Raw genomic sequence first — 16860 nt, forward strand, 5'->3', positions numbered from 1 at the left:
CTACTCGACGGCGGTGGCGCGTCCGAGGGTGGTGACGTCGGCGGGGTGCCCCGGAACCGGTATCACCCGGAAGCCGAGCCGGTCGTAGAAGGCGCGGGCGGAGGTGTTCGCCGTGGACATCACCAGGTGGACGCGGGGCACCCCGCGCTCGTGCAGGGCGCGCAGGAACCGGTGCATCAGGGCCCGGCCGTGCCCCTTGCCCTGCCACTCGGGCAGCAGGTCGATGTGGAGGTGGGCCGGGTGGTCGGCCAGTTCCGGCACGATCATCCGCTCCGGGTCGTGCAGCAGCCCGGCCATCATCTCGTCGGGCCCGGCCGGCGGGCCCTCGGGCGCCGGGTAGCGGTCGGCGAACCGGGGCAGCCAGCGGTCGCGGAACGCGGCGGCGAAGCGCGGGGTGTCCGCGGTGCCCAGGATGTAGCCGACCGCGCGGCCGGTGCCGTCGTCCAGTACGAAGGCCAGCTCCGGCTCCAGATGGACGTACGGGGCGGCGAAGATCACGGGCAGGATGCCCGGGTCCCGGTACACGGGCCGGGCGTCCAGACCGTTGTGGGCGGTGCGGACGCAGATGTCGTCCAGGGCCCCGGCGTCCTCGGGACGGTAGGGGCGTACGGTGGCGGTCGCAGACGTGGTCACGCCAGTATCGTGCCCCTCTGGGAACGTTCCCACAATGCCTTTCCGCCGCGGGGCGGAGCCGGTCGACGGGCATCCGCCTCGCGGTCGCCACCGGTCCCCCGGCCCGGGTTCGCCACCGGCCCCCGGCCGGGTCCCGGGACGGCGGACCGGACGCGCTGCCCGGCACCGTGGTCACGATGCCGGGGCCCGGCCGTCGTACCCGGGTCAGTCCAGCGTCACCTGCGCGTACGGCACCAGGCGGACCGGGCCGAGCAGGCCGTGGTCCTGGCGGGCGACCGTGCCGAACACCTCCGGTCGGGCCACCCGCAGGCGGTTGATGAGCGGCGTGGCCACCTCCACCTCGATGACGTTCCGGCCGCGCCGCAGGTACGGGCCGACGTCGGCGACCGGGCGGAGCCGGTCGACCGGTGCCAGTCGGGTGCCGTTGACGGTGACCCGGAAGGTGTCGCTGACCTGCCCCAGGTCCAGGTACGCCCCGTGCGCGGCGGTCCAGCCGGCGGGCAGGGCGACCGTGGTGCGGTAGCGGCCGAGGCCCGCCGAGTCGGCCAGGGCGGGGATCTTCGACCAGGGCTGGAGGGCGTCGAGGGCGACCGTGCGGCGCACGTGGTCGGTGCGGGTCGCGGTGGCGCCCGGAAGCCGGTCGTCCACGTCCAGGTGCCAGGAGTCCAGGGCGATCGGCGCGGGCACGGACCGGACCGCCGTGCTGACCGGGCGGCCCCGGGACAGCCCGGTGGTGAAGGTGCCCGCGACGGTGGTGCGCAGCGCGAGGCGGCCGCCGTCGAACAGCACCTCGTCGGCGTCGGTGGACACGACGTGCGGCCGGTTGCCGTGGCGGTCGCCGAACAGGCCGGGGCGGCCCAGCGCGACGATCGTGACCTGCCCCGGCCGGAGCCGGACGCGCAGGGTGATGTCGTCGCCGTCCTCGGTGTACCGGGCGAGCCGCACGGCCTCGCCGGTCCACGGGTCGAGCAGATACGGGACGGTGGTCCCGCCCCGGGTGCGGCGCAGGGTGACGTCGTGGTCGACGGCGGCGACCGGCGGCTTGACCGTCTCGGCGTGCTTGCCGTTGCAGAGGTAGTAGAAGTCCGCCTGGTCGGTGACCCGGTGGGCGTTCAGCAGGGTGGAGGCGGTGGCGTGCCGGACGTCGGGGGTGACGCCGAGGCCGGTGAGGGCGTCGCCGACGGCGGTCTTGTCGGTGACCCGGGTGACGTTCGGCAGGGCGAGCAGCCGGGCGAGGACGGCGCGCAGTTCCTCCGGCTCGCCGGCGCCGGGCACGCCCGGGGTCAGGGCCGCGTCGAAGGCGCCGAGCAGCACCACCGGCAGGCCCTCGCGGGCCAGGGCGAGCAGCTTGCGGGCGTCGGCGAGGGCGAGGGTGGGCGTGCCGGAGTAGAAGAAGTCGCCCTCGACGAAGAGGGCCTTGTAGGCGGGTCCGTCGGGGGCGAGCCGGCCGCCGCGGACGGTGGCGGAGGGCAGGTCGAGCAGGGGGCCGCTGAGGAACTGGTGGGTCCAGCCGAGCGGGACGCCGGTGGCGGTGAACCAGGACGCGCCGATGCCGGTGGCGGTGTAGCCGGTCTGCCGGAACACGGCGACGTCCGCGCGGGCGACACCGGCCCGCAGCACGCGGTGCACCCGGCCCAGGTAGCCGGCGATGTCCGTCATGTGCTCCCAGGTGGGCTGGCGGGGGCCCCAGGACTCGCCGTAGCCGGGCGCCCCGTTATACGGGCTGAAGGCGGCGAAGCCGGGCCAGGCGGCGCCGGGGACGGTGGCGTAGGAGAAGCCGTGGACGACGGTCTGGTTGACGCCGGCCGCGTAGGCGCCGCCCATGGTGCGCAGGAACCGGTCCCACGTGGTGCTGTACGCCGACCCGTTGTAGGCGCCGGCCTCGCAGGACAGGACGGTGTGTCCGGCCATGTCCCGGCCGCCGGCCAGGCAGCGGTAGTCGTCGAGGTTCTTGAAGCCGAGGGACTCGCCCTCGGCGATGTCGAGGATCGCGGCGGTGGCGACGGCGTCGGTCTGCAGGCCGTAGGGCTGGGCGCGCAGTTCCATGCCGAGGGAGTGCGCCCAGTCGCGCAGGGCGGTGACGTGGTGCCGGTTGAACAGGCCGGAGACGGTCTCCCAGAAGTCGTGCCGGATCTGCCGGGTCTGCTGCGCCTCGAAGGCGAACACCTGGTTGCTGTCGTCCAGCACCAGCGCGGGCAGGTACGGCAGCAGGGGGCGGCCGGTGTGCCGTTCGAACGCCTCCGGCAGCTTCGGCGTCCAGACCAGGCCGTCGGTCTCCAGTTCGACGGAGTCCTCGAAGAAGGCGCCCCCGGCCGCCTTCAGCAGGGCGCGCAGGGTGGGCGTCAGCAGGTGGCGCTCCCAGTAGTCGGTGACCGCCGCCGTGCCCTCGGGGCTGAAGTGGTCCACGACGTGCGCGGCGGGCGAGGTGTGGGGGCCGGACTCCGGCTGCTGGCCCGAGCCGCGCTCCCAGTAGGAGATCAGCACCCACTCGCCGTCCCCGGGCGCGGTCCAGGTCAGGGTCCCGTCGGTCACCGTGGCGGTCAGGTCGCGGACGGAGGCGGGGTCGAGGCCGGTCTCCTTGCGGGTGGAGTGGGCGGCTTCCACGCGGGCCGCCTGGACGGCGAGCAGACGCCGGCGCGTGACGCCGCCGGCGGCCGGGTGCGCGGGCGCCGGAACCGGGCCCGTGTAGGTGGCACCGGCGGCCACGGCGACCCGCCCGTGGACGAGTTCCCGTACCGCCGCCTCGTCGTCGGGGGTGACACCGGGGACGGCGGTGGGCCAGCTCGGGCCGAGGGTGAGGTCGACGGTGAGTCCGCGGCGCGCGGCCCGGCGCAGCGCGGCCTCGACCCCGTTCCGCCAGGGTCCGCTGCCCCAGCCGTGGGTGGCCGTCTCCAGGACCGGCTTGTCCTTGACGCTGTGGTGGACGGCGGCGATCTCCACGCCGCCGAAGCCGGCGTCGGCGATCTGGTCGATCTCCCGGGCGATCTCGTCGGGGTCCACCAGGCCGTCCGGCCACCACCAGCGGAACTTGGGGCGCACCGACCGCGGCGGTTCGGCGAACCAGGCGGCACCGGGCGCGACGCCGGACGCGGCGGCGGACGGTGCGGCGGAAGCGGTGCCGGGCGCCGTGGGGACCGGCGGCGCGGGCAGGGCGGCGGCGGGCGCGGCGCTCGTGACCGCCGCCGCGGCACCCGCGCCGAGGCCGGCGGCCAGGACCTGGCGCCGTGACATGCCGTCGCGGCGCTCGTTGTGTTCTCGCATGACTGGGCCCCTCGGACGACCGGAAGAGAGAGAAGAAGTGCCTGAAACGTTTCAATCGCGTATCAGTGCGGGAACGCTAAGCGGCCGGTCGGACCGGGGTCAAGATCCTTGCGGCGGCTTTCTCCCGTCGCCGCCCGGCCTGTCGAATGGCGTCGGCCCGGCGGGGAACCCGGCGATCACCGAAAGGTCCACCCCCCGGTTGTCTGGAGAAACACCATGAGTCTTCTGCGCGTGGCCGGCCGTCCGATGCTCGCCTCGATGTTCGTCGCCGGCGGTCTGCACTCCTTCCGCCGCCCCCAGGACGTGGCCCCGGCGGCCGAACCGGTCGTCCGTCCATTGACCGAACGGGTCTCCGCGCTGCCCGACGGCACCGAGCAGTTGGTGAAGATCAACGGAGCGGTGCAGGTGGTGGGCGGTGTGCTGCTGGGCATCGGGCGGTTCCCGCGGCTGTCCGCGCTGGCCCTCGCGGCGACCGTGGTGCCCACCACGCTCGCCGCGCACCGCTTCTGGGAGGCGGAGGACCCGGGCGAGCGCGCCCAGCAGCGCATCCAGTTCCTGAAGAACCTCTCCATGCTCGGCGGCCTGCTGATCGCGGCCGACGACACCGGCAGCGCCCCCTCGGTGCTGTGGCGCGGCCGGCACGCCGCGCACGACCTGCGGCGCGACGCCCGTCTGGTGCGGCGCTCGGTCCGGGCGACGGCACGGCCGGTGGCCGCGGCGGGGGGCGTACGGGCGAAGCTCGGCCACTGAGCCGGGCGGTGACCCGCCCGCCGACCTGGACACGCCCGTGCCGTGGCCCTGTGGTCACGGCACGGGCGTGTCCGGGGTGTCCGGGCCGTCCGGGGTGGTGCCGCCGGCGCCGGTGTCGCACAGCAGGTCCAGGGCGAGGGCGGCCGTCCAGGAGAAGTGGCGGGCGCCTCGCGCGGCCCCGGTGACGGGGTCGACGTACTCGGCGAACGCGGTGCGCCCGGCCTCGGTGAGGACACCGCGCCGCAGGCGTTCGGCGTCCGCGTCGAGGCGGTGGGCGCGCAGTCCCCGCTGGATCAGCCAGGCGGTGTTGAACCAGGCGGGGCCGCGCCAGTACCGCTGCGGGTCGAAGGCGGGGCCGGTGAGGTCGTAGCTGGGGACCAGCCGGGTGGCCGGGGCGCGGAAGCCGGGGCCGGTGAGGGTGGCGCGCAGTGCGGCGACGACCTCGGCCGGCAGGTGCGGGACGATCAGCGGGACCAGGCCGGTGACGGCGCGTTCGCCGACGAGGGTGTCGGTGCGCAGGTCGCGGGCGCGGAAGAGACCGGCGTCGGCGTCCCAGAGGCGGTCGACCAGGTGCCGGGTGAGGGCGGCGGCGCGGGCGGTGTGCGGGGCGTCGTCGTGGCCGAGGGCGCGGGCGGTGGCGGCGAGGGCGTGTTCGCCGGCGATCAGGAGGGCGTTGAAGCAGGGGTCCTCCAGGGCGAACGCGTGGGCCGCCCGCCGGTCGTCGTAGCCGGCCTCGCGGTAGTCGGCGGCGAGGCGGACGTAACGGCCGTAGTCGAGGTCGGTGGGCCGGTCGGCGGGGTGGCCGTGGGCCAGGTCGGCGCGGCGGAAGGCGTCCGGCGGGGCGGGCTGGACGCGGGCGAGGGCGCGGTCCCAGCAGGGGCTGTTGTCCGTGCCGGGTTCCCAGGGGTGGACGACGGCCGCGAGGCCCCCGCCGCCGAGGTCGCGGCGGGCGAGGAGGTAGTCGTGCCAGGCGGCCAGCCGGGGGTAGAGCCGGGCGAGGAAGCCCCGGCGGCGGGACTCGCCCGGGTCCGCCCGGTGGACGAGCCAGGCGGCCAGGGCGTGCACGGGCGGTTGGACGATGCCGGAGGTCTCCGGGGCCGGGGGCGCGCCCGCCGCGCGGCCGGCGCGGGAGGACCGCCAGAAGCCGGGGCTCGGGAAGTAGGCGTCCTCGGGGACGGCGGGGTTGAAGACGATGTGCGGGATACGGCCGTCGGCCCACTGGGCGGCGAGCAGTGACTCCAGTTCGCGCTGGGCGCGCCGCACCGACAGGTGGCGCAGGCCGATGGCGACGAACGCGGAGTCCCAGCTCCACTGGTGGGGGTAGAGGGTGCGGGAGGGCACGGTGGAGGCGCCGGTCCAGTTGTCGAGGAGGACCCGGGCGGCGCCCTGCCGCAGGGCCCGGTCCGTGGCGGGCGCGGTGCGGACCGGCCGGTCGGCGAGCGACTTCACGCGCCGGACCTCCCGGGACGGCGGGCGGTGCCGCCCGAGTCGGGTGCCGGGCCGGACGGTTGACCGGGCGTCGGTTCGGCCGCGCCGGGTTCGGCGGCCTCCGTCCGGCGCGGGCCGGTGAAAGGGACGACGCGTTCCACGGATGGCTCCGGAAGGGGTTGCGGGTGCGGTTGCGTCGACAATAACCCTTACTTATGTTGTGTCAACACGCAAAACTGATGCGGTGATGTCTGATGAGTAGACGTAAGCCCGGCGGAAGCACCCGTTCGGAGGGCTCGCGCCCGCGTCAGCCACCAGGGGCCGGGGGGACCCGGCGCCCGTGACGCGCTGTCCCCGCGTCACGGGCTGCCTGGAGGTGAGGACATGGGACACGGCGGAAACGTCACCGACGAGCTGACGACCGATCACCGCGAGGCCGGGGAACTCTTCGGGAAGATCGAGGCACTGCCGTCCGGTCACGAGGACCGCAAGCTGTACGCCGATCAGGTCACGAGGGAACTGGTCCGGCACTCGGTGGCCGAGGAGGCGTACCTCTGCCCGGCCGTGCCCGGCACGTGGCGGGCGGGGACGCCCTCGCGGACCAGGAGCCGGCGGAGCACGCCGAGGCCGAGCAGGTCATGAAGGATTTGGAGGGCCGCGAGCCGGACGGCCCCGAGTCCGACCGGCTGGCGGCCCGGTTGACGGGCGAGATCCGGTCGCACATCGCCGACCAGGAGAGCGACCTCTTCCCCCGGCTCCGGGAGGCGTGTTCGCCGGACGAGCTGGGCGACAAGGTCCGGCAGGCCGAGAAGACGGCCCCGACCCGGCCGCGCCCGGCGGCCCCGGACAAGCCGCCGATGAACAAGACCGTGGCGCCCGGTGCCGGACCGGTCGACCGGGTGCGGGACGCGCCGGCGGGGCGCGGCAAGGCGGATCGAGCGGCCGGGCACCGTGACGGTCCGCCGACGGGACGAGGGGCCCACCGGGTGGCAGCGGCGGGCCCCTCGTCATGGGGTCAGCGGTGCGTGCCCAGCAGTGTCGCGACGGCCTCGGTCACCTCGTCGGGCCCGAGCCGGTCCGGCGGGCCGGCGGTGCCGTCGGCGGGCACGGCCGTGGGCACGCGGTACGTCCGTGGCGCCGGGGCGGCGAGGGAGACGACCGGTGTGCCGACCGCGTCGGCCAGGTGGGCGGGCCCGGCCGAGGCGGTGACGACGGCGTCGGCGCAGCGCAGCACTCCGGCGAGCGCCTTGGCCGTGGTCCGGCCGCCGAGGTCGACGGCGATGTCGCCGCTGACCCGCCGGGTCAGTTCCCTCTCGTCGGGTCCGCCGGTGACGACGACGCGGTGTCCGGCGTCGCAGAGCCGGGCGACCGCCGCCGCACCCCGCTCGGCGTCCCAGGCGCGGCCGGGGCCGCCGGCGCCGGGGTGGACGACGACGTACGGGCCGTTGCCGGTCAGCGCGGCCGTGTCGGGGGCGGGCCGGACCCGGAGCCGTCCGTCGTCCCCGGCGCGCAGCCCGAACCCCATGGCGACGGCGGCGTCCAGGGCCGCGTCCGTACCGCCGTGCGTGCCGTCGCCGCTGCCGGTGCCGGTGCCGCCGGGCCGCCCAGTGGCGCCGGTCCGTCCGGGGCCGCCGGTCGGGCCGGTCCCGCCGACCGGGTCCGGCTCCGGGCCGATGTGCCGGATGCGGGCCGTGCGCAGCAGGCGGGCCGCGGGCGGCGGGGCGGGCCGGCCGAGGACGAGGGCGACGTCGTACGCCTCCTTGCGCAGCCGCCGGATCAGGCCGGCCACCGGGGGCGCGGTGCCGTCGTCGGGGGTGTCCCAGACCACGACGTCGTCGACGTGCGGCAGCAGTCCGGCGGCGGGCGCGCCCCGGGCGCCGCAGAGCATGGTGACCCGGCCCGCGCGGGTGGCCACCGCCCGGACGGCCGGGCCGGCCAGCAGGACCTCGCCGAATCCGCCCGGGTGGGCGACGAGCGCCTTCATGTCCAGTACTCCTCCCCGTCGCGGCCCACCGCGGCCGGGACGGTCCCGGTGCGGTCCGTGAGCGAGGCCACGGTGCGGGCGAGCCCGTCCTGCCAGGTCACGGCGGGCGTCCAGCCGAAGATCTCGTGCGCGAACCCGGTGACCGGCCGGGGCGGGCAGGGGGCGTCCGCGGTCCGGTCGGTGACGGCCGGCGACGCGTCGCAGTGGGTCAGCTCCAGCACCCGGCGGGCGATCTCCAGGGCGGTCGGCGCCTCGTCGCCGCCGAGGTCCACGGGCCGTACCGACCGGCCCGCGGCGACCAGGAGCACGCCTTCGACCATGTCGTCGACGTAGCACAGGGAGTGCCGCCGGGCGCCGTCGCCGGGGACGGTGACCGGTCCGCCCGCCAGGGCCCGCTCGATGAAGGTGCCCGGCACTCCGCCGTCGTCCGTGCGCATCCGGGGGCCGACGGTGGTGAACAGCCGGACGGTGCCGGCCTCGGCGCCGGGGCCGCCCGCGTGGGCGGCGACCAGGGCCTCGGCGAAGCGGACGGCCTCGGCGTACGCGCCGTGCGGGCCGAAGGGGTCGAGGTCGCCGCCGGTGCCCTCCGCCGGGGCGGGGCCGCCCGGCAGGGGCGTGGAGGCGAGCAGGAAGCGGGCGCCGTCCCGGTCGGCGGCGGCCAGCGCGGCGCGGGTGCCGACGCTCGCGGTGTCCAGCAGGTCCAGCGGTCGGTCCGGCCGGGCCGCCGGGCAGGGGCCGGGCCCGGCCAGGTGCAGCACCAGGCCGTACGGGCCGTCGCGGGAGTCCACCGCGCCGGGTTCGGTGATGTCGCGTTCCAGGAAGCGGAAGCCGGGGCGGCCGGCGAGGTGGGCGACCTTCTCGGCCCGGCCGGTGGAGAGGTTGTCCAGGCAGTCGACTTCGACCCCTGAATCGAGCAGGCGTGTGCACAGGTGCGAGCCGAGGAAGCCCGCGCCGCCGGTGACCAGGGCCCGGTTCCAGGGTGCCCGGCCCGCCGGCCGGGTGGTGTACGCCGCCATCGGCATCATGAGGACGACCTTCCTCCCCCGAGCAGCGGTGAGGACCGGCGTCCCGGGTGCCCCACCGGGTCGCTTCCATAACCCGACGCCTGCCGCGCCCCACAGGGCCGGGCCCAGCCGGTGCCGGCGGTCACGGGTGAGGGTCCTGCGGGGCGGGGGTCGTGTCGCGCGGACGCCGCACCCCGGTCCCGGTGACCCTCCGCACGGAGGTGGAGGTCCCGGCCCGGCCGGCCCTGGGCACGGCCGCCTGACGCGCCCCGGCCGTACGCCGTCGGGCGGCTCCGGGCCGTACGCCGTCGGAACGGCTCGCCCCACGACGGACAGGAGCCCCCGCCGGGCGAGGCGCCCACGCCCAAGCCCGCCGCGTCCACGCCCGCACCCGCAGCGGGAGCCCCCTTCCGGCCCCCTCCCCCGGTCAGGCCGCCAGCGCCTCGTCCGAGTTCAGGCGGGCCAGGAGTTGGCCGTGGTGCAGGGCCGTGACGGGGGCCAGGAGGTCGGGGTGGCGCAGGAGAGCCGCGGCGCGGCGGTCGCCGTCGTCGGGGGCGAGCAGGCGGCGGAACCCGGCGGGGTGGCCGGCCTCCTCGGCGAGCGCGGCGACGGCCCGCCCGGCCAGGCCGGGGTCGGCGAGCAGAGCGGCCGCCCAGCTCGCCACGACCTCGTCGACCCAGGTGCGCCAGGCGTGCCCGTCGGGGTCGTCGGCGCCGGTGACCCGGTCGAGCCGGGCGGCGCCGCCGGGACCCGTGAGGCCGAGCAGCGCGATGTCCATCGGCGTCGGGTAGCGCAGTCGGGCCGCGACCGTGACGGCCTGGCGCGCCTGCACCTCGCAGAGCGCGGCGGCGAGCGCGCCGCCGGAGGCCGGGTAGGCGCGCGTGAGCCACTGGGCGGTGGCGGCGATGACCGGGGAGAGATCTGCGTGCACTGCGGGAACGTCCGAACTGCGTCGACTCCGGGGACCTGCGGAAACGGTAGCCCGCGTGCCGTACCGGGCGACATGGTCCGCGGCACGTCGACCGCGTGGCCTCGGCCACACCCGCCGTCCCTCCCGGCCCTCACGTCCCGTCCCCGCCGAGGAAACACGCTGACCTCGGACACACCCACCGATCGCATCCACCCCAGCCCGTACGCCCCCTCCCCGCCGACGGAAACGCGCCGACCTCGGACACACCCACCGATCGCATCCACCCCAGCCCGTACGCCCCCTCCCCGCCGGTGGAATCCGGTCGGGGATGCGACCCTGGGTAGTTGTCGATCATGTGAGCCGGTCCGGTTCACCGAGGGAAGGAACCCCGCTGAGTAACGCCGTCCTCGCCGAGGCCGTGCCGGTCGTCCTGCTGCTGGGCGTGCTGGTCTTCGCCGTCGTCCGCCCCCGGGGCCTGCCGGAGGCCGCCGCGGCCGTGCCCGCCGCCGCGCTGGCCGTGGCGCTCGGCACGGTCACCCCGCACGCGGCCTGGGCCCAGGTCCGCAGCCTGCTGCCGGTCGTCGGGTTCCTGGCGCTGGTGCTGGTGCTGGCGCACCTGTGCGCGCGGGAGGGCCTGTTCGAGGCGGCCGGCGCGGTGGTGGCCCGCCGGTGCGGCGGCAGTCCCCGGCGACTGCTGGCGGGGGTGTTCGCCGTGGCCTGCGCGGTCACCGCCGTCCTGAGCCTGGACGCCACGGTCGTCCTGCTCACCCCGGTCGTCCTGGCGACCGCCGCCCGCGCCGGCGCCCTGGCGCGTCCGCATGTGTACGCCACCGCCCACCTGGCCAACTCCGCGTCGCTGCTGCTGCCGGTGTCGAACCTGACGAACCTGCTGGCGTTCACCGCGAGCGGGCTGACCTTCACCCGGTTCGCCGCGCTGATGACGCTGCCGTGGCTGGCGGCGATCGCGGTGGAGTACGCCGTCTTCCGCCGTTTCTTCCGCGCCGACCTGAGCGAGCGGACCGCGCCGGAGGGCGCCGGCCCGGCGGACCGGGCCGCCCCGCGCGTCCCCCGTTTCACGCTGGTGGTGCTCGCGCTGACGCTGGCCGGGTTCGCGGTGGTCTCGCTGGCCGGGCAGGAGCCGGCGTGGGCGGCGCTCGGCGGGGTGGCCGTGCTGGGCGGCCGGGAGCTGCTGCGGCGCCGGACCACGGTACGGGAGCTGGTCGGCGCCGCCTCACCGCTGTTCTGCCTGTTCGTGCTGGCGCTGGGCGTGGTGGTGCAGGCGGTGGTGTCGGGCGGCCTCGCCACCGGGCTGGCCAAGCTGCTGCCGCTCGGCGACGGGCTGTCCGCGCTGCTCGGGGTGGCGGTGGTCGCCGCGGTGCTGGCCAACCTGATCAACAACCTGCCGGCGGTCCTGGCCCTGCTGCCGCTGGCCGCGCCGGGCGGTCCCGGCCCGGTCCTCGCGGTGCTGATCGGCGTGAACCTGGGTCCGAACCTGACCTACGTCGGCTCGCTGGCCACCCTGTTGTGGCGCCGCATCCTGCACCAGCACGGCATCGCCGTGGACCTCGGCCGCTTCACCCGGCTCGGACTGCTCGCCGTACCGGCGACGCTGCTGGCCTCGACGGTCGCCCTGTGGGCGTCATTGCGGGTGCTCGGCACCTGAACCGGCCCGCCGGGCGCCGCTCACCAGGGGCCGCTGGTGACGGTGGGGCGGCGGACCGCCTCGGCGCTGTCCCGCAGGTGCAGGGCGACACCGATCAGGGTGCGCAGGGCGGAGGGGCGCAGGTGCTGGGCGCTCTCGGCGGCCAGCACCAGGAGGCAGGAGGCGGCCTGTTCGACGATGGAGACGGGCAGTTCGCCGTGCTTCTCCTCCGCTCCGCGGAAGGCCCGCCAGGGGGCGGCGGCGCCGTCGATGGCCCGCTGCACCGCGTGTTCGAGGTGCTGGGCGGCCTGTTCGCACACGGCGCTCGGCAGGATGATCGTACGAGGAAACGCTGAACTGGTCATGGTCTCACTGGTCCCCCGCCACCGGGCGGTTCGATAGGCGTCGTCGGCCGATTTCACCGGGTCGGCGGGACACCCCCCGGCCGGTCGTAGGGTGGGCGGCGTGGACACGACCTGTTCTTCGCATCCGGCGGACGGTGAGGGGCCCGGGGCCGCAGCGGCCCGGCTGACCGGCCGGGCGGTGACCGGTGAGCGCCGGCGGTCGGGGGCGCTCGCCGAGGTCACGCTCGACGGCGGGCTCGCGGTGATGGTCAAACGCGCCGAGGGCGCGGTCCGGGCGGAGGCGGCCGGGCTGCGCTGGCTGGCCGCCGCCGGGGCGGTCCGGGTGCCCGCGGTGCTCGGCGAGGACGGCCGGTGGCTGGTGACCGAACTGGTCGAGGAGGGCCCACCGACACCCGGGGCGGCCGTCCGGTTCGGGCGGGATCTGGCCGCGCTGCACGCCGCGGGGGCGCCCGCCTTCGGTGCCGCGCCGCCCGGCGGGCCCGAGGAGGCGTTCATCGGCGCCGCCCCGATGCGCAACGCGCCGGGCACCGACTGGCCGCGCTGGTACGCCGAGCACCGGGTGCTGCCGTATCTGCGGCGCGCGGTGGACGACGGCACCGTCCGGCCCGCCGAGGCCGCCGACGTCGAGCGGGTCTGCGAGCACCTGCCCGAGCTGGCCGGTCCCCCGGAGCCGCCCGCGAAGCTGCACGGCGACCTGTGGAACGGCAACGTCCTGTGGGGCGCCGACGGCGAGGTCCGGCTGATCGACCCGGCCGCGCACGGCGGGCACCGCGAGACCGACCTGGCGATGCTGAGCCTGTTCGGCTGCCCCCACCTCGACCGGGTCCTGGACGGCTACCAGGAGGCGGCACCGCTCGCCGCGGGCTGGCCGGAACGCGTCGGCGTGCACCAGCTCTTCCCGCTGCTGGTGCACGCCGTGCTGTTCGGACGCGGCTACGCGGAGCAGGCCCTCGCGGTGGCGCGGGCGGCCCGGTCCGGGCGGTGACTCACCGGGTCACCACGTGCCGCTCATTGGGCACGCAGTGGGTCATGGTGAGGCCCTCGACGTCACGCGGCGGGTTCTTGCCGAGGTGGGACAGCCGCTTGCGGTCCTCGTCGGTGAGGTCCTGGCTGGCCAGCGGTTCCAGCCCGGCCACGTCCTCGGGGCCGATGCCGATGCCCTCGCCGACGCGCAGCCCGAGGTCGTTGTCGACCAGCAGGAAGTGCCACACCATCCGCTCCTGGATCGGACGGGGACACTGCGAGAGCAGGTCGACGAAGTTCTTCACCAGGTCGTCCCGCTCCCACTGCTCCATCAGGCAGTAGCGCTGCCCGGCCTGGAGGTAGTCGTTGGTGCGCGGGATGCGCTTGCGGGTGACCCGGCCGCGGATCTCCGGTCCCTGCTCGTCGTGCGTGGGGTACTGGCCCTCGCGCAGGCCGCCGGTGATCGACGGCTCGTAGTTGACGATCGGGTTCTCGCCGCCGCCGTCCTGGTGGTACGCCATCTGGCCGTCGCGCTGGTTGGTGCGCACGTTCGCGTTCTTGGCCTGGTTGACGGGGAGCTGGAGGTAGTTCGGGCCGACCCGGTAGCGCTGGGTGTCGCTGTAGGAGAAGGTCCGGCCGACCAGCATCTTGTCGTCGGAGAAGTCCAGGCCGTCGACGAGGACACCGGTGCCGAAGGAGATCTGCTCGTTCTCGGCGAAGTAGTTCTCCGGCATCCGGTCCAGCACCATCCGGCCGACCGGCTTGGGCGGGAAGTCCTGCTCCGGCCAGGTCTTGGTGTCGTCCAGCGGGTCGAAGTCCAGCTCCGGGTGGTCGTGGTCGTCCATCATCTGGACGAGCAGCTCCCACTCCGGGTAGTCGCCGCGGGCGACGGCCTCGTAGAGGTTCTTGGTGGCGTGGCCGGTGGAGTCCGCCTGGACGTTGGCGGCGTCCTCCTCGGTCATGCTGCGCACGCCCTGCTTGGGCATCCAGTGGTACTTGACGAGCTTGGTCTCCCCGGCCGCGTTCACCCACTTGTAGGTGTTGACGCCGAAGCCCTGCTGGTGGCGGTAGTCGGCGGGGATGCCGCGCGGGCTGAACAGGTTGACCAGCATGTGCATGCATTCGGGCGTCTGCGACATGAAGTCGAAGATGCGCCGGGGCTGCTGCTCGAAGGTGACCGGGTCGGGCTTGAGCGCGTGGATGACGTCCGGGAACTTGATGGCGTCCCGGATGAAGAAGACGCCCAGGTTGTTGCCGACCAGGTCCCAGTTGCCGTCCTCGGTGTAGAACTTCACGGCGAAGCCGCGCGGGTCGCGGGCGGCCTCGGAGGAGTCCCGGCCGCCGATGACGGTGGAGAAGCGGACGGCCACGTCGGTGCGCTTGCCGCGCTCCTGGAACAGCTTGGCCCGGGTGTACCGGTCGATCGGCTCGTCGCCCCAGGCGCCGTACGCCTCGAAGAAGCCGTACGCGGTGACGCCCCGGGCGTGCACGACGCGTTCGGGGATGCGCTCCCGGTCGAAGTGGCTGATCTTCTCCAGGAACTGGTAGTTCTCCAGCGTGGCGGGTCCGCGGGCGCCGACCGTGCGCTGGTTCTGGTTGTCGTAGACGGGGTGCCCCTGCCGGTTGGTGAGCACCTCGCGGTCGTCGCCGGAAGCGGGACCCTGGCTGGATACGTCGGTCATGTCGATGGGCTCCTTCGACTCGTGGCCGCCGCCCGGCGGGCATCGCGGCGGGGGCGGCCGTCGGCCGGTCGCGTGGGTGGCCCGGGTACCCGGCCCCGGCCCGTCAGTCACCTGCGACACTCGCACGCTCCCGCGCACCTCGCGACTGGCCGGACACCGCCGGTCGGCGCATCGTGGAGCCATGACGACGGCGCGCGCCAGGCGGAACCGTCCCGGGCCGTTCACCCTGCCGAGGGGGCGGCCGGGGTGCGGCGGGTACGCGTGCGGCGGCCCGGACACCCGGTGGGCCGGGGTGTCCGGGCCGCGCGGCGAGCGGTCGTCACCCGTCGCTCAGGCGGGCGCGCAGCAGCTTCTTGCCCAGCTCGGCGCCCTTGCGGCTGTCCGCCTGCGCCTTGCGGAACAGCTCGGCGACCTCGGTGTCCTTCTCGCGCTCGGCGTCCTTGATGTACGTCTCCAGTCGCAACGCGTTGCTCAGGCACGACTCGACGTACCAGACGAGGTTGTAGTCCTTGTCCTGCGTGCCGGTCGCTCCGCCGGTCTCCGCGCCACCGGTCATGGGGTCCTCCTCCTCGCGTTCGTCGTCTTGTGCGGCCCCCGTTCGGAGTCGTCCGGGTACCCGGGCGAGGTGGGGGCACACCGCGCCGGACCGGCCGCGCGCCGGGTCGGGAAGCGATTCGGCCATCCCGCGAATGTCCCATCGGGACACATGTCCCAGTGGGACATTTTCGGGTGTACGGTGGCCTCATGACGGCAACGAAGCCCCTGGACGCCCCGGACGACCGGCGGCGGAGCAAGGCGCGGCGGACCCGCGACGCGCTCGCCACCGCCGCCTGCGACCTGTTCCTGGAGCTGGGCCCGGCGGCGACGACCGTGGAGGCCGTCGCCGACCGCGCGGACGTCACGCGCCGCACCTTCAGCCGGTACTTCACCGGCAAGGAGGAGGCCGCCCTCGACTTCGTGCGCCGCGACGGCGACCGGATCAACGCCCTGCTGCGGGCCCGCCCCGTCGCCGAGCCCCCGCTGCTCGCCTACCGCGCGGCGGTCCGGGACTGGCTGACCGACCGGCGGGACCCGCCCTGGCACGTGCGTCCGCGGATGCGCGCGCTGCTGGCCCTGGTCGACACCGAACCCGCCCTGTTCGCCGCCTACCAGCGCATCCGGGTCGACGCCCAGGAGGAGTCGATCCGGATCGTCGCCGAACGGCTGGGCACCGACGCCCTCGGGGACGTCCGCCCGGCCGCCGTCGTCGACGCCGCCGCCGGAATCCTCGTCGCCGCCCTGCGCGTCTGGGCCCGCGGCGCGGAGCACGACTCGGGAGCCGGGGACCTCGCCGCCCTGGTGGAGGGGGCCTACGACGCCCTGACCTCGGAGGTCGCAGCCGCGACCGCCCACAGCACCACCACGGAAGAGTGACAGCACCATGACCACTTCGGGCACCCCCGCCACCGACCTCACCGCCGAGTTCACCGGCCGCACCGCGCTCGTCACCGGCGCCGCCTCCGGCATCGGCCTGGCCACCGCCCGCCGCCTCGGCGCCGGCGGCGCGAAGGTCGTCATCGCCGACTACAACGCCGAGGGCGCCGAGCGGGCCGCCGCCGGCCTGAAGGCCGAGGGCATCGAGGCCGCCGCCGTCGAACTGGACGTCACCCGCCCGGAGTCCGTCGAGGCGGCCGTGCGGTTCACCGTCGACACCTTCGGCGGCCTGGACCTCGCCGTGAACAACGCCGGCATCGGCGGCCCCAGCGCCCCCACCGGCGAGTACGACATCGCCGCGTACGACCGGGTGATCCGCACCAACCTCGACGGCGTCTTCTACTCGATGCGCCACGAACTGCCCGTCATCGAGGCCGCGGGCAAGGGCGGCGCCATCGTCAACGTCGCCTCCATCCTCGGTTCGGTGGCCTTCCCCGGCTCCCCCGCCTACGTCGCCGCCAAGCACGGCGTGGTCGGCCTGACCAAGTCCGCCGCCGCCGAGTACGCCGCCAAGGGCATCCGGATCAACTCGGTCGGCCCCGGCTTCATCGAGACCCCGCTGCTGAAGAGCATGGACCAGGACGCCTACGACGGTCTCGTCGCCCTGCACCCGGCCGGCCGCCTCGGCCGCCCGGAGGAGGTCGCCGAGCTGATCGCCTTCCTGCTGTCCGACCGGGCGTCCTTCGTCACCGGCAGCTACCACCTGGTCGACGGCGCCTACACCGCCGTCTGATCCACCACCGCCGACGGGGGGTGAACAAGGGA

The 16860-nt window shown here is 75.5% G+C and carries 14 protein-coding genes and 1 pseudogene; 6 read left to right on the top strand and 9 right to left on the bottom strand.

Annotated features, from left to right (window positions below; translation table 11 throughout):
- Positions 1-633, bottom strand: a complete 633-nt coding sequence (locus ACFY32_RS22200; protein ID WP_359195103.1) for a GNAT family N-acetyltransferase — start codon at positions 631-633, stop codon at positions 1-3.
- A gap of 204 nt (positions 634-837) precedes the next feature.
- Positions 838-3894 (bottom strand): glycosyl hydrolase, encoded by a 3057-nt coding sequence (locus ACFY32_RS22205; RefSeq protein WP_390675050.1) that lies wholly within the window; start codon positions 3892-3894, stop codon positions 838-840.
- A 216-nt stretch (positions 3895-4110) separates the two neighbouring features.
- Between ACFY32_RS22205 and ACFY32_RS22210 the strand changes: the two genes are divergently transcribed.
- The gene (locus ACFY32_RS22210; protein WP_359195098.1) at positions 4111-4644 is read left to right on the top strand and encodes a DoxX family protein; all 534 of its coding nucleotides are present in this window, start codon (positions 4111-4113) and stop codon (positions 4642-4644) included.
- A 54-nt stretch (positions 4645-4698) separates the two neighbouring features.
- On the opposite strand, the gene ACFY32_RS22215 is transcribed toward ACFY32_RS22210, so the two are convergent.
- Entirely contained in the window at positions 4699-6093 is a 1395-nt protein-coding gene (locus ACFY32_RS22215) for a hypothetical protein (protein ID WP_390675051.1), read from the bottom strand.
- 363 nt (positions 6094-6456) lie between these two features.
- Here ACFY32_RS22215 and ACFY32_RS22220 point away from each other — a divergent pair.
- Positions 6457-7004: pseudogene (locus ACFY32_RS22220) on the top strand (hemerythrin domain-containing protein); the annotation flags it as partial.
- Positions 7005-7087: 83 nt separating this feature from the next.
- On the opposite strand, the gene ACFY32_RS22225 reads toward ACFY32_RS22220, so the two are convergent.
- The 3 genes from ACFY32_RS22225 to ACFY32_RS22235 form a co-directional block, all read right to left on the bottom strand.
- Entirely contained in the window at positions 7088-8056 is a 969-nt protein-coding gene (locus ACFY32_RS22225; protein WP_390675052.1) for a glycosyltransferase family 9 protein, read from the bottom strand.
- The gene (locus ACFY32_RS22230) at positions 8053-9081 is read right to left on the bottom strand and encodes an NAD-dependent epimerase/dehydratase family protein (protein WP_359195089.1); all 1029 of its coding nucleotides are present in this window, start codon (positions 9079-9081) and stop codon (positions 8053-8055) included. The genes ACFY32_RS22225 and ACFY32_RS22230 overlap by 4 nt, the downstream gene beginning before the upstream one ends.
- Before the next feature lie 406 nt (positions 9082-9487).
- A complete protein-coding gene (locus ACFY32_RS22235) occupies positions 9488-9991 on the bottom strand; it encodes a hypothetical protein (protein ID WP_359195086.1) in 504 nt (167 codons plus the stop codon).
- Between the two features lie 307 nt (positions 9992-10298).
- On the opposite strand from ACFY32_RS22235, the gene ACFY32_RS22240 reads away from it, so the two are divergent.
- On the top strand, positions 10299-11633 hold the full coding sequence (locus ACFY32_RS22240; RefSeq protein WP_390675053.1) for an SLC13 family permease: 1335 nt from the start codon (positions 10299-10301) through the stop codon (positions 11631-11633).
- A gap of 20 nt (positions 11634-11653) precedes the next feature.
- Here the strand turns inward: ACFY32_RS22240 and ACFY32_RS22245 are convergent, their stop codons facing one another.
- Entirely contained in the window at positions 11654-11977 is a 324-nt protein-coding gene (locus ACFY32_RS22245; protein WP_359195083.1) for a hypothetical protein, read from the bottom strand.
- Positions 11978-12077: 100 nt separating this feature from the next.
- Between ACFY32_RS22245 and ACFY32_RS22250 the strand changes: the two genes are divergently transcribed.
- Positions 12078-12962, top strand: coding sequence for a fructosamine kinase family protein (locus tag ACFY32_RS22250; RefSeq protein WP_359195080.1), 885 nt, complete (start codon positions 12078-12080; stop codon positions 12960-12962).
- Position 12963: 1 nt separating this feature from the next.
- Here ACFY32_RS22250 and ACFY32_RS22255 read toward each other — a convergent pair whose 3' ends face one another.
- Both ACFY32_RS22255 and ACFY32_RS22260 read right to left on the bottom strand, forming a co-directional pair.
- A complete protein-coding gene (locus ACFY32_RS22255; protein ID WP_390675054.1) occupies positions 12964-14622 on the bottom strand; it encodes a catalase in 1659 nt (552 codons plus the stop codon).
- A gap of 319 nt (positions 14623-14941) precedes the next feature.
- Positions 14942-15178, bottom strand: a complete 237-nt coding sequence (locus ACFY32_RS22260) for a hypothetical protein (protein WP_359195074.1) — start codon at positions 15176-15178, stop codon at positions 14942-14944.
- 188 nt (positions 15179-15366) lie between these two features.
- Between ACFY32_RS22260 and ACFY32_RS22265 the strand changes: the two genes are divergently transcribed.
- Together ACFY32_RS22265 and ACFY32_RS22270 are read left to right on the top strand one after the other, a co-directional pair.
- The gene (locus tag ACFY32_RS22265) at positions 15367-16035 is read left to right on the top strand and encodes a TetR family transcriptional regulator (protein ID WP_390675055.1); all 669 of its coding nucleotides are present in this window, start codon (positions 15367-15369) and stop codon (positions 16033-16035) included.
- 7 nt (positions 16036-16042) lie between these two features.
- A complete protein-coding gene (locus tag ACFY32_RS22270) occupies positions 16043-16828 on the top strand; it encodes an SDR family NAD(P)-dependent oxidoreductase (protein ID WP_359195068.1) in 786 nt (261 codons plus the stop codon).
- Positions 16829-16860 lie beyond the last annotated feature (32 nt).

Source organism: Streptomyces sp. NPDC000134 (assembly GCF_042899225.1).
Taxonomy (GTDB): Bacteria; Actinomycetota; Actinomycetes; order Streptomycetales; family Streptomycetaceae; genus Streptomyces.

Coding starts and splice junctions, on each gene's coding strand:
- ACFY32_RS22205 (WP_390675050.1), bottom strand. CDS start 3,894: ATGCGAGAACACAACGAGCGCCGCGACGGCATGTCACGGCGCCAGGTC.
- ACFY32_RS22210 (WP_359195098.1), top strand. CDS start 4,111: ATGAGTCTTCTGCGCGTGGCCGGCCGTCCGATGCTCGCCTCGATGTTC.
- ACFY32_RS22225 (WP_390675052.1), bottom strand. CDS start 8,056: ATGAAGGCGCTCGTCGCCCACCCGGGCGGATTCGGCGAGGTCCTGCTG.
- ACFY32_RS22230 (WP_359195089.1), bottom strand. CDS start 9,081: ATGATGCCGATGGCGGCGTACACCACCCGGCCGGCGGGCCGGGCACCC.
- ACFY32_RS22240 (WP_390675053.1), top strand. CDS start 10,299: ATGCGACCCTGGGTAGTTGTCGATCATGTGAGCCGGTCCGGTTCACCG.
- ACFY32_RS22245 (WP_359195083.1), bottom strand. CDS start 11,977: ATGACCAGTTCAGCGTTTCCTCGTACGATCATCCTGCCGAGCGCCGTG.
- ACFY32_RS22255 (WP_390675054.1), bottom strand. CDS start 14,622: ATGACCGACGTATCCAGCCAGGGTCCCGCTTCCGGCGACGACCGCGAG.
- ACFY32_RS22260 (WP_359195074.1), bottom strand. CDS start 15,178: ATGACCGGTGGCGCGGAGACCGGCGGAGCGACCGGCACGCAGGACAAG.
- ACFY32_RS22265 (WP_390675055.1), top strand. CDS start 15,367: ATGACGGCAACGAAGCCCCTGGACGCCCCGGACGACCGGCGGCGGAGC.
- ACFY32_RS22270 (WP_359195068.1), top strand. CDS start 16,043: ATGACCACTTCGGGCACCCCCGCCACCGACCTCACCGCCGAGTTCACC.